The organism is Exiguobacterium sp. A1_3_1 (assembly GCF_048985645.1).
GTDB classification, from domain to species: Bacteria; Bacillota; Bacilli; order Exiguobacteriales; family Exiguobacteriaceae; genus Exiguobacterium_A; species Exiguobacterium_A indicum.
Map to the genome: position 1 here is coordinate 1 of NZ_WBYY01000098.1, position 11,506 is coordinate 11,506.

Below are 11,506 nucleotides of genomic sequence, written 5' to 3' on the forward strand. Positions count from 1 at the left end.
TGTATAAGAGACAGGTACAATAGACCAGCGAAGGCAACCCGGATGAAGCGTGTCGTCGTAATGAGCGTTCGTTCTCGGTGAAATGCTTTTCGCGACATCAGTAGCAAGACGAGAACGAGGATGACGGCAAGGAAAGAAATCAAGTTAAAACCACGAAGTGCCATTCCAATCAATGCGAAAAAAGATGCCCCGTACATCATATATAACGACCGTTTTGTTCGACGATACAGTGCTGTCGATAAGAGGACGAACAATAAGCCGCCCATCAAGAAGAAACTATTCGCGAGTAACAGCGCTTCATGCGGTAATTTCGATTCCAAATATTCATATTGCGTCGAGACAGGTGGTAAAATCGCCAATCCCCAGATCGTGATCCCGGCAACGAGTGTGATCAATGCGAGTGTGAAATGACGAATTTTACTGAGGAATCGCAGTTGTAAGCGCCAAATGACGCCCCCGACCTCCATCGATGGACCAACGATCGGTTTGTCTTCGATCATCTTGACGACCGGACCGCTGAACTCCCGAGCTGAGAAAATGACACCGATCAGGAACGGAATCAAGTAGTAGACAAGACGGTAGATCAATAATCCTGTCAAGACGATGCCTTCCTCGACACCCGCACGCTGCATGCCGATCAAAAACACTAAGTCAAACGAACCAAACCCACCCGGTACCATCGAGATCAAACCGGCTGTCGCAGCGATGATGAAAACACCGATGACTTTTGAGAAACTGACATCCGTTCCGAGCGCTGCCAAAATCAGATAGACGACAACGCCAGCACTGAACCATTCTGCGAGTGAGACGAGTGAATATAACGCAATCGATTTCGGATGGATGCTGCTATTGCCTCGTCGAAACGAGAACAGCAGATAGAGTGGAAAGAAGAATGCGACACCAATGATGACGGGCCACAGCCATTTTTTTAAATCGAGCACTTCAAACGCCGGAAAAACGTGCAGAAGCGATAAGGCAGATAAGATGGACAATCCACTGATCAACGTCGGTGCCATCCAGCCGATCGCCTTCAACAAACGACCACCTTCAACGAATGGTCGATAAAGAGCGGAGCGGATCGCCATCCCAGCGAGACCGCCGAATCCGATGATGCCGTTAAAGGAGTTCGCAATCCAGGATGCTCGGAAGATTAGTCCGATCGGTGCTTTCGCCTCCAATGAACGTAATAAGAAGAAGTCATAAAAGAACATCGTCGAGACTGCCGCAAGACCTGCGAGAATCAACAGGATGAATTGCCAAGATGGGACTTGACGAATCGCTTGAATCGATTCCTGTAGCGACAAACTACGCAATTCGTTTTGTCCTTGATAAAAAATGAATCCAATCAAGACGATCGGCAAGATGATCTTCGCAATCGTCATGATGCGTTGTTTTGAGAATTTCAAGCTGCCAGCCTCCTTGATTTACGGATTAAATGCATAAGACGAACAAGTAGTAGCGTTGCTCCGACCGCAAGACCGATGATCAATCCCCACCAGTAACCATCTGGCCCGAGCGTCGTATAGCGTTCGAGATAAAAACCTAATGGTAGTCCAATGACCCAGTAGGCAGCAATCGTCAACAAGAAGGTGACGTTGACATCCTTGAATCCACGTAATGCACCTTGCGTCGGTGCAGCAACGGCATCCGACAGTTGAAAGAAAATCGCTAAAATCATGAAGTGTGCGGCTGCTTCGATGACTTGAGGATCACGACTATATAAAGCGGCAAGTTCTTCATTCTTTAAGTACAACAAGATCCCGGAGAACAAGGAGACGGCAACACACATCGTCAATCCAATGACGACGTACTGGACAGCGTCCTTGATTCGTTTGGCACCGACCTCAAAACCGACTGTGATCGTCAAAGCGGACGCAGCAGATAATGGGATCATATAGACGAACGAAGCGAAGTTGATGGCCGCTTGATAGGCACCGATGATGACATCGCCGTACGCTCCGAGCAGCAACGTGACCGCCGAGAAAATACTGACTTCAGAAAAAATCGCTAGACCAATCGGAGCACCGAGTAGAATCAATTCCTTGATTCGCTTCATATCTGGACGGTAAAAGCGCCGCAGAATCCCAAGGCGTTGAAATAATTCTCCTTTGAAGACGACAGCGATGATCGCTAGACAGAGAATCCAGTACGTGATGGCAGTCGCAACTCCCGCGCCCACTCCACCAAGTTCCGGAAAACCGAAGTTTCCGAAGATGAATAGATAATTGAAAAGGACGTTAATGGGTAAAGAGATTAGTAGTAAGACCATCGTGATATTTGATTTACCTAATGAATCGACGAGTGTTCGTAAAACGAAGAAAACGAACATCGGTACGATCCCGAGTGCTAACATCACGAGATAATTTCGCGCGACTTCACGCGCCTCTGCTGATAACTCCATCCGTTCGAGAATCGGATTGACAGCAATAAGTCCGATGACTACGGTCAAACCAATGATCACAACAGCAACGTACAACGCCTGCATGACGATCCGTTTGACTTCCCGCTCGCGTTTCGCTCCCATCGCTTGGGAAACGAGCGGTGCGACGGCAAGTAGAATACCGGTCAGTCCTGTGTAGACGGGTGCCCAGAGACTTGCTCCGACACCGACTCCTGCTAAATCAGCAGAACCATATCGACCGGCCATGACCGTATCGAAAAAACTAATTAAGTAAAACGCGACTTGCGTTACGAGGATGGGAAAGAAAATTTTCATGAACTGCTTCATCTTTCCTGAGAACGTAACTGTTTCTAACATGTTTCCACCACATTTCAGGAGGAGTCCTCCTTAATTTTAAAACCTAGCACTCTTGAACTCTTACGAAAATAATCCGAGGAGGGATTCATCTCATGAACCATCGAGATACTGAAAAGCTGACTTTCGAACTGCTTGAGACATGGTCTACCTTCAATCATTATGCCAAAGAGGCTCAAACGTTTGAGAATCCGGAAGATGTCCATCAAGCGCGGATTCGGTTACGGAAACTGATCACATTCGCCCGATTGGTCGATTTGACGGAGGAACCCGTTTATTTGATTTGGAAGCGGCTGATGCATGCTTTCGGCGAAGTCCGTGACCTCGACGTACAACTCGAAGCGACCTCAAACAAAACAGAAATCGATCAGTTGTTCGCGAACCATGTCGCTCTGCAACTTCAAGGAAAACGTTCGACTTTAATCGAGACGATGCATCTCTTGATCTCCAATGAACTGGATCGATCCGTTCGTCGCTTTTTAGCTGGTCCGATGACAAAGCGCCTCAAGCGGATGTCAGAAAAAGAGCTGATTCAGGCCGCTGAGAAACGCTATGAGAAAAAACGTGAACAATTTGAAAAAGTGCAACGAAAGGATGGAACGAAGCGTGTCGAACGGATGCATGAATTACGGCTTGCTACAAAAGCATACCGTTATACGGTCGAGTACCTTCGTCCCTACACGCATCAACCGAAGTCTGCTGTTGATCGTCTAAAGACAACCCAGACACGACTCGGACACATCAATGATACGTATCAGCGATTAGAAAGATGGCGCTCTTTCGAGGTTCCATCTGCTTATCAAGAAGAGCGTTTGCGTCAGATCAAGCGGTTAGAGGACGAGCTACGTTCTGCGCTTGATCAGATTGAAATCGCTCATGGATGACGTTGAACGAGTAATTCCAGCATTTTTGTTCCGGCAATGGAGTTTCCTTTTGCGTCAAGCGATGGTCCAAAGACACCGATTCCGAGATCAGCCATATCGAAATCACTTCGACCGCAAGCAACGACTGCACCGGAAACACCACTTTTTCCTGGAAGCCCGACTTGGACGGAAAATTCTCCAGATGCATCGTACATGCCACACGTCGTCATGATCGCTCGAATGATTCGTGCGTTCCGACGTGAAATGACTTGGCGTCCTGATGGTGTTTTTCCAGATGTACTCAAAATTTTCCCCATCATGGCAAGTCCTTTACAGTTCGTCAAAATCGCACATTGTTTCGTATAGACGTCGATGATTTCTTCGACATTGCCTTCGATGACACCGTGATAGCGCATGAAGTACAATAATGCGCGATTTAAATCCGTCGTTTCGAATTCCGATTCAGCAACATCTGCGTCATATTTTACCATTTCTACTTCAATATCCAATAGCTTTGCGATGAATTGACGCAATTGAAGTAATTTATCGGCAGCATCCGTTCCCGGTAACATGCTCGTCACGGCTAGTGCTCCTGCATTGATCATTGGATTAAGCGGTTTTGTTGGAATCGTCTCTTCGAGTTTTGCGATCGAATTGAACGCATCGCCCGTCGGTTCCATCCCGACTTTTGAAAAGACATAATCTTCTCCGAATGTCTCGAGGACGAATGCGAGCGTGATGATCTTCGATACACTCTGTAGCGTAAACATCGTATCCGCATCACCTGCCGAGACGAACGTTCCGTCGGCATTACAGACGGCGATTCCGAGCTGTGTCGGATCAACCTTCGCAAGCTCTGGGATGTAACTGGCGACTTGTCCAAGCACCGTATACGGACGGCATTCTTCAATCAACTCCTCGAGTTGGGCTTGTGTAACATTCATGGCGTTCCCTCTTTCTCTTTTTTTCTAGCTTATCACGCATCTGACGGATACGGATATGGTTCTTCCGTAAACGCTAAAAGGAGTCGACTCGTTTCAGCCGAGTCGACTCCTTTTTCTAGCATCTGCTTCATCCGTGGACGACAAGTTCACCGTCTTCTACATCAATCGCAATCCGGGCACCATCTTGAATCGCCCCACTAATCAAGGCACGGGCAAGTTTCGTCTCAATCGTTCGTTGCATATAACGATTGATTGGACGCGCGCCGTATTGTGGTTCAAATGCTTCTTCGAAAATCAACGTCTTCGCAGCATCCGTGACATCAATCGTAATACCACGTCCAGATAAACGTGAACTCATTTTCTCGACCGCTTTGTCGATGATTCGTTCGATTTCCGTCCGGTGGAGTGGATGGAATAAAATCGTATCATCGATCCGGTTCAAGAACTCCGGTCGGAAGTGGCGCTTCAGTTCTTGGCGAACGGCTTCCTCTTCCGCTGCATCGATGACACCATCTTTGGCTGCTTCAAGCAGGATCGGTGCCCCGATGTTTGACGTCATGATGACGATCGTGTTCTTGAAGTCGACGACACGTCCTTGCGCATCCGTCAATCGACCATCGTCTAGCAACTGAAGCAAGATATTAAAGACGTCCCCGTGCGCTTTTTCAATCTCATCGAACAACAGCACCGAATACGGGCTCCGTCGGACGGCTTCCGTCAATTGACCGCCTTCTTCATAACCAACGTATCCCGGAGGCGCACCGACGAGACGGGAGACATTGTGTTTTTCCATATACTCCGACATATCGATACGGACGATGTGATCTTCACTATCGAACATCGCCGCTGCCAAGGCTTTTGCGAGTTCTGTCTTCCCGACCCCTGTCGGACCGAGGAACAAGAACGAGCCAATCGGACGGTTCGGATCCTTAATGCCTGCTCGCGCTCGAATGACAGCGTCCGCGACGAGACGGACTGCTTCGTCTTGACCGAAGACGCGATCATGAAGCGTATCTTCAAGATAAAGTAATTTTTCGCGTTCGCCCTGAGCAAGCCGCGTCACCGGAATACCGGTCCATTTCGAAACGATGTCGGATATCTCTTCTTCCGTCACCGCTTCTCGAACGAGTTCGTGTGAGACGTGTTCAGATGACTCTTCCGCGACTTTCAGACGTGCCTCAAGATCCGGAATTTGCCCGTACTTGATTTCCGATGCTCGGTTCAAGTCATAGCGCCCTTCCGCTTCTTGTAACGCCAGTTTCGCTTTCTCAAGATCCGCACGTAACTGCTGAACACTTTGCGAACTCTCTTTCTCCCGTTCCCATCGTGTCCGTAGCGCACTCTCGTCTTCTCGGACAGAACTGAGTTCTTGCTGTAAGACGGCGAGTCGTTTCCGGGATGCTTCATCCGTCTCTTTCTTTAACGCTGCTTCCTCGATTTCGAGCTGCATGACTCGACGGACGAGCGAATCGAGTTCAGCTGGCATCGACTCCATATCAGTCCGAATCATCGCACATGCTTCATCAACGAGATCAATCGCCTTATCCGGCATGAACCGATCCGTAATATACCGATCGGATAACATCGCCGCCGCGACGAGCGCATTGTCATGAATCCGTACACCGTGGTGAATCTCGAATCGTTCTTTTAGTCCACGCAGAATGGAGATCGTATCCTCGACATCTGGTTCCGCGACGAGGACTTGTTGGAAGCGACGTTCGAGCGCCGGGTCCTTTTCGATATACTTCCGGTACTCATCCAGCGTCGTCGCACCGATACAGTGCAATTCTCCTCGCGCAAGCATCGGCTTGAGCATGTTTCCGGCATCCATTGCGCCGTCCGTCTTCCCAGCACCGACAATCGTATGCAGCTCATCGATGAACAAGAGAATCTGTCCTTCGGCTTCCTTGACTTCATTCAAGACTGCTTGCAGTCGCTCTTCGAACTCACCACGGTATTTCGCACCAGCGACGAGCGCACTCATGTCTAAACTGAACAACTGCTTGTTCTTCAGACTCTCCGGTACATCTCCTCGGACGATCCGTTGCGCGAGTCCTTCAACGATTGCCGTTTTCCCGACGCCGGGTTCTCCAATCAAGACGGGATTGTTTTTTGTCTTCCGACTCAAAATCCGGATGACACGTCGAATCTCATCATCACGACCGATGACCGGGTCTGTTTTCCCAGACCGGAAATCCGCTACGAGATCACGTCCATATTTTTTCAGCACATCAAACGTCTCTTCAGGATTTTTCGTCGTGACCTTCCGATTGCCTCGCATACTGACGATCGCTTCCCGGAGTGTCTCTTCTGTGATGCCTTGACGACGTAGGTACTGGGCTGCTGGACTTGATTGTTTGATCAATGCTAGCAATAAGTGTTCGACGGAGACATAGTCATCCTGCATGAGGCGCGCTTCCGTCTCTGCTTCCGTCAACACGTTCAGCAACGAGCCCCCGATCCGAGGCGTCGTCGCCTGGGACAAGGCAGGAAGTTTACCAATCGCCTCGTCAATCGCAGCATTCAATGTCTCAATCCGTTGATTCAACTTTTCAAAGACGACTTGTGCAATTCCTTCTTCTTGAGCAAGTAAGGCAAGTAACAAATGCCATTCTGTGATTTCACTATGACGACGTTGTTTCGCGATCGCTTGGGCAGAGACGATTCCCTCGTGTGCCCGATCCGTTAAACGTTCAAAATCCATCCTTGATCACTCCTTCACTGCAAGTTGACGTTCCCACTCTTCATAAAAGGCACGGTCCATCTCAGGTAACTTGACTTCGAGTTGAACGAGTAACGCCCCACGATGACCATTCGCTTGACTGAGACCACGATTCGGAATCCGGAGTCGTGCTCCTGGTTTCGTGCCCGGTTTGACTTTCAGTTTGATTCGTTTCCCTTCAAGCGTATCTGCGACGACTTCGCCTCCAAGCACAAGCGTCGTCGGATGAACACGGACGGTTGAAATGACGTCTTGATCGACCCGTCGGAATTGATCGTCATCCTTCAAGTGAATCGTCACGTAAACATCTCCCGCGACACCTTGTCGGTTACGCATTGAACTTTTTCCACGTAAGCGGACTTTTTTACCGTCATAGACATCTTTCGGAAGCGTCAGCTGGATCGAACCCGTCGCAAGACGCACCGTGACTTTTTCGTTCGTACTAAGATGACTGAGTGGGACCGTCAATTCAAGCTCTTCATCGGTCGACACTTCTTCCTGACTAAAGAACGAACCAAACATGTCTTCAAATCCGAACGATTGTCCAGGTCGTGTCCGTCCACCACCTCCAAACTGTCGGAACAGATCTTCGTAATCTCCAGCGCCACCAGCTCCAGCGCCTGCCATCTGGTCGAAGTTACTGCCGTATCGATCATACTGCGCTCGTTTTTCCTCATCTCCAAGCACATCGAAGGCTTCTTGGATATCCTTGAAACGCTGGTCCGCACTCGCCTCTTTATTGACGTCCGGGTGATACTGCTTCGCCAATTTGCGGTACGCGCGCTTAATATCTTGATTCGATGCATCCTTTGCGACACCGAGTGTTTGGTAGTAGTCTTTTGCCATTCGAATTCACTTCCTTTTCCTATACTTCATTACCTTAATTATAAAAGTCATATCTTAATTGGTCAAATATAGTCAAACTTTTTTCTGACATTCTGTTCTCTTTTCACTTTACGTCCTTGCGACAAACAAGTTTCACCGACTGAACCATGTTATACTGATAGCCAAACAGGAAATGAACGATGGGAGGATTTACAGATGGACGGTAAAACACGTAAAAATATCACGCCTGGTCTTAAAGTCAGCATCGTGTTGAAGCAAGATCAACGAACAGGTAAACGAACAGAAGGAATCGTCAAAGACCTTCTCACGAAATCACCGCAGCATCCGCATGGGATTAAAGTGCGCTTAGAAGACGGTCAAGTCGGTCGTGTTCAAGAAATTTTAGGATAAAAAGACAGCAATCGCTCGCCCTGATTCCTTTTCGGAGTCAAGACGAGCGATTTTTTTCATGCTTCAGTCGCTTGTTCTAAATACCGCCACGTCGCTTCGACGAGAATACGCGCTGCATCGAGCATCGCCGGCTCCTTAAAATCAAACTGCGGATGATGATGCGGTGGATACGAAGCATCTCCCGCTCCTGTAAAGAAGAACGCGCCCGGTACGTGTTGCAGATAATAAGCAAAATCCTCGCCACCCATCGTTGGTTCGATCTCAAATACACGCTCGTCTCCTAGAACTTCTCGTGCGACAGATTCAATCAATGCGGTGGGTGCAGCATGGTTGATGACAGCTGGATAGCCTTTTTCGTATGTAAAGTGATACGTTGCTCCGACTGCCTCACAGATTCCTTTGATCGTCCGCTCCATCCGCTCGATGATCTCGTCCGCTGTCGCTTCATCAAACGTCCGGACCGTTCCTGTCAACGTCGCTTGATCCGCGATGACATTAAACGTATTCCCCGCATGTAATGTTCCGACGGTCACGACTGCCGGTTCCAGTGGATTGAGTTGACGACTGACGATTGATTGTAATTCCTTAACGATCGTTGCCCCGAGTAAGACAGCATCAATCGTCTCATGTGGTTTCGCACCGTGTCCGCCTTTTCCATATAAGGTCAGCTCGAACTTATCAGCCGCTGCCATGATCGGACCGGTCCGAACACCGACATGTCCTAAATCGATTGTTGACCAAAGATGCGTTCCGAAGATGACATCGACCTCTTCGAGACAACCGTCCGCAATCATATCGCGTGCACCGCCCGGAACGACTTCTTCCGCATGTTGATGAATCAAGACGACGTTCCCCGGTAATGATTCCCGCTGTTGCATGAGCGTCTCTGCGACGGCCAGCAACGTCGCCGTATGACCATCGTGACCGCATGCATGCATCACACCCGGAACCGTTGACCGATACGCGACCTCTTTAGCGTCAGCAATCGGTAAGGCATCAAAGTCAGCACGTAACGCGACGGTCTTCCCCGGTTTTCCTCCACGAATATACCCGACGACACCACGTCCGCCGACCTCCGTCCTGACTTCGATTCCGAGCGCTTTTAAATGTTGCGCGATATAACGCGGGGTCTCGACTTCGTGAAACGACAACTCTGGGTGCTGATGTAAATAACGACGGCGCTCGACCATTTCTGGATACAACGCGTCTAGTCCGGCAGTTCGTTCTGACATATATGTATCCCCCTTATTTCTTTTGATGCAGTGTCTTAACGCTTTCTCGCGTGTATTGAAGACGTTCGAGTGTGTCTTCATAATGTCCCGCAGCATACGATAAGAACAAGACATCGATCGCAAATAGTTGGGCGAGACGTGAACTGAGCGCTGCACTACGAAGCGGCGCTTCCGGTGCGCGTGATGTCCAAAGCGCGATATCCGCGAGTTGGCTGATCCGATTGTCCCCGAAACGTGTCAGACTGATGACCTTCAGCCCTTGGATTTTCGCCAAACGGATCAACTCGACGACCTCTTCCGTTTCTCCGCTGTAGGAAATCGCAAAGAAGACATCTTCTTTACGTGCATTCGCTAAGATCGTCGCAAGTAGATGCTGGTCCGTTTCTTGAATCGCTAGTTTCCCGACACGCGTCCATTTTTGAGCAGCGTCTTCAGCTACGACATGCGATGCCCCAATCCCGTAAAAATAAATCGCGCGTGCCTGATCAATCACATCAATCGCATCCGCAATCCGTTCATCATTCAACTGCTTCGCAGTATCCTGTAACGCTTGAATGCTGTTACTAAGCGTTTTTTCAATCAAGTCGACAGGACGTTCATCCTTTTCGATATCGTGATACCCTTTTAAATCCGTCCGTGCTGTATCGGCAGAAATGCGCATCCGCAACTCCGGGTATCCCTTTAATCCGAGCGCGCGGCAGAAGCGGACGACTGCAGCGGCACTTGTATCTGATTCCTCTGCAAGTTGGTGGATCGTCATGCGCGCAATTTGGTTCATATGCGTCAAGACATAGTCTGCGACTTTTCGTGAGGATGATGGTAGTTCCTCTCGAACTGCACCGATTTGTGAATAGATACCGCCTTTCATCTAAATCTCCCCTTTATCCTCTTCTTTTTAAAAGAACTAACGATTCATCACTTACCGCGTCGTTCCTGTTTGTAGAACTGTTCTTCTTTCATTATGCTCTCTCCTACTAGCTTTCGTAAATCTAAAAAATGGGAAAGTGAAACAAAATACCATTCTTCTTCCATACCCTTCCTTTCTTATTCATATACTTCTCTCTTTCAGCGTCCGTTATATAAAAAAAGCGACATTCCGTCCATTGGAGGAATGTCGCTTCATAAAGTAAATCGAGAAATCAGCGAATCTTGACGATCGGTTTCTTTGTATCCGGATCGAGGAATAGCATCGCTTCCGTATCCCCGTTCAAGTTCGTCACAGTAATCGTCGTTGGAATGTTTCGATTATACTCCCAACGATTCTCAAGCAGATACGTCACGTACTGAACGAATGCGACGAGTTCTGCTTTTCCGTAAAATTGAACGGGAATCTTCATCTCAAGCTTTTTCAGTTCATCTTCTTGATAGAAGCCTTCCCCCATCATACCAGTGTAGTTCGGGAAGTAGTCTTCTAGACGGTCTTTGAATAAATCGAATTTCGCCGCATCATCCCGCACATCATTCGTCGCACGTGCCGACGGGTAGTAATAATAGCGCTCATTGTAGTTTTTCCAGTCGTTCGCACTGATTTGATTCCCGCGACCGATGAAGGCAGACGAGAGATAGTGACCGGAAACCGGTGACCCTTCTTTTTCCTGGAGGTAGAGAGCGACGTGAATCGGTGTCGTCTTCATCCCTTGTGTCTTACGCATCTTCTTGACTAAATCATTCGCCATCCGCTTTCCTTCAGCAACGACTTTCTTTTCATCAAGTTTAACGGTATAGGTTGGTCCATAGTTTTCATCTTGGAACAC

At 48.6% G+C, this 11,506-nt stretch carries 10 protein-coding genes; 2 read left to right on the forward strand and 8 right to left on the reverse strand.

Annotated features, from left to right (window positions below; genetic code table 11):
- Nucleotides 1-1,406, reverse strand: a 1,406-nt coding sequence (locus F8N00_RS11170; RefSeq protein ID WP_421018220.1) for a flippase-like domain-containing protein, incomplete at its 3' end; no start/stop codon positions are given.
- Nucleotides 1,403-2,758, reverse strand: coding sequence for an MATE family efflux transporter (locus tag F8N00_RS11175; RefSeq protein ID WP_023467101.1), 1,356 nt, complete (start codon nt 2,756-2,758; stop codon nt 1,403-1,405). The genes F8N00_RS11175 and F8N00_RS11170, both read right to left, overlap by 4 nt.
- 92 nt (nt 2,759-2,850) lie before the next feature.
- Here F8N00_RS11175 and F8N00_RS11180 point away from each other — a divergent pair, with 92 nt between their 5' ends.
- A complete protein-coding gene (locus F8N00_RS11180; protein WP_023467100.1) occupies nt 2,851-3,639 on the forward strand; it encodes a CHAD domain-containing protein in 789 nt (262 codons plus the stop codon).
- On the opposite strand, the gene glsA is transcribed toward F8N00_RS11180, so the two are convergent.
- The 3 genes from glsA to F8N00_RS11195 form a co-directional block, all read right to left on the reverse strand.
- Complete coding sequence (glsA, locus tag F8N00_RS11185; RefSeq protein ID WP_023467099.1) at nt 3,630-4,562, reverse strand: glutaminase A; 933 nt, start codon at nt 4,560-4,562, stop codon at nt 3,630-3,632. The two genes, F8N00_RS11180 and glsA, sit on opposite strands and share 10 nt — an antisense overlap.
- Before the next feature lie 127 nt (nt 4,563-4,689).
- Nucleotides 4,690-7,266: an ATP-dependent chaperone ClpB gene (gene clpB, locus F8N00_RS11190; protein WP_421018221.1), complete on the reverse strand. Its 2,577-nt coding sequence runs from the start codon at nt 7,264-7,266 to the stop codon at nt 4,690-4,692.
- 6 nt (nt 7,267-7,272) lie between these two features.
- A complete protein-coding gene (locus F8N00_RS11195) occupies nt 7,273-8,130 on the reverse strand; it encodes a DnaJ C-terminal domain-containing protein (protein ID WP_058713871.1) in 858 nt (285 codons plus the stop codon).
- 195 nt (nt 8,131-8,325) lie between these two features.
- On the opposite strand from F8N00_RS11195, the gene F8N00_RS11200 reads away from it, so the two are divergent.
- The gene (locus F8N00_RS11200; RefSeq protein WP_023467094.1) at nt 8,326-8,520 is read left to right on the forward strand and encodes a YwbE family protein; all 195 of its coding nucleotides are present in this window, start codon (nt 8,326-8,328) and stop codon (nt 8,518-8,520) included.
- A gap of 56 nt (nt 8,521-8,576) precedes the next feature.
- Here the strand turns inward: F8N00_RS11200 and F8N00_RS11205 are convergent, their stop codons facing one another.
- The 3 genes from F8N00_RS11205 to F8N00_RS11215 all read right to left on the reverse strand — a co-directional run.
- Nucleotides 8,577-9,752 carry a M20 metallopeptidase family protein gene (locus tag F8N00_RS11205; RefSeq protein ID WP_255999438.1) on the reverse strand — a complete coding sequence of 392 codons (1,176 nt, stop codon included), beginning with the start codon at nt 9,750-9,752 and terminating at the stop codon, nt 8,577-8,579.
- 13 nt (nt 9,753-9,765) lie between these two features.
- On the reverse strand, nt 9,766-10,620 hold the full coding sequence (locus tag F8N00_RS11210) for a MurR/RpiR family transcriptional regulator (protein WP_050678993.1): 855 nt from the start codon (nt 10,618-10,620) through the stop codon (nt 9,766-9,768).
- 271 nt (nt 10,621-10,891) lie between these two features.
- The coding region (locus tag F8N00_RS11215) for a CamS family sex pheromone protein (RefSeq protein ID WP_421018222.1) at nt 10,892-11,506 on the reverse strand (615 nt) is incomplete at its 5' end.

What these genes read in the sequence shown, in the direction of transcription:
- F8N00_RS11175 (WP_023467101.1), bottom strand. Translation starts at nt 2,758, where the DNA reads ATGTTAGAAACAGTTACGTTCTCAGGAAAGATGAAGCAGTTCATGAAA.
- F8N00_RS11180 (WP_023467100.1), top strand. Translation starts at nt 2,851, where the DNA reads ATGAACCATCGAGATACTGAAAAGCTGACTTTCGAACTGCTTGAGACA.
- glsA (WP_023467099.1), bottom strand. Translation starts at nt 4,562, where the DNA reads ATGAATGTTACACAAGCCCAACTCGAGGAGTTGATTGAAGAATGCCGT.
- clpB (WP_421018221.1), bottom strand. Translation starts at nt 7,266, where the DNA reads ATGGATTTTGAACGTTTAACGGATCGGGCACACGAGGGAATCGTCTCT.
- F8N00_RS11195 (WP_058713871.1), bottom strand. Translation starts at nt 8,130, where the DNA reads ATGGCAAAAGACTACTACCAAACACTCGGTGTCGCAAAGGATGCATCG.
- F8N00_RS11200 (WP_023467094.1), top strand. Translation starts at nt 8,326, where the DNA reads ATGGACGGTAAAACACGTAAAAATATCACGCCTGGTCTTAAAGTCAGC.
- F8N00_RS11205 (WP_255999438.1), bottom strand. Translation starts at nt 9,752, where the DNA reads ATGTCAGAACGAACTGCCGGACTAGACGCGTTGTATCCAGAAATGGTC.
- F8N00_RS11210 (WP_050678993.1), bottom strand. Translation starts at nt 10,620, where the DNA reads ATGAAAGGCGGTATCTATTCACAAATCGGTGCAGTTCGAGAGGAACTA.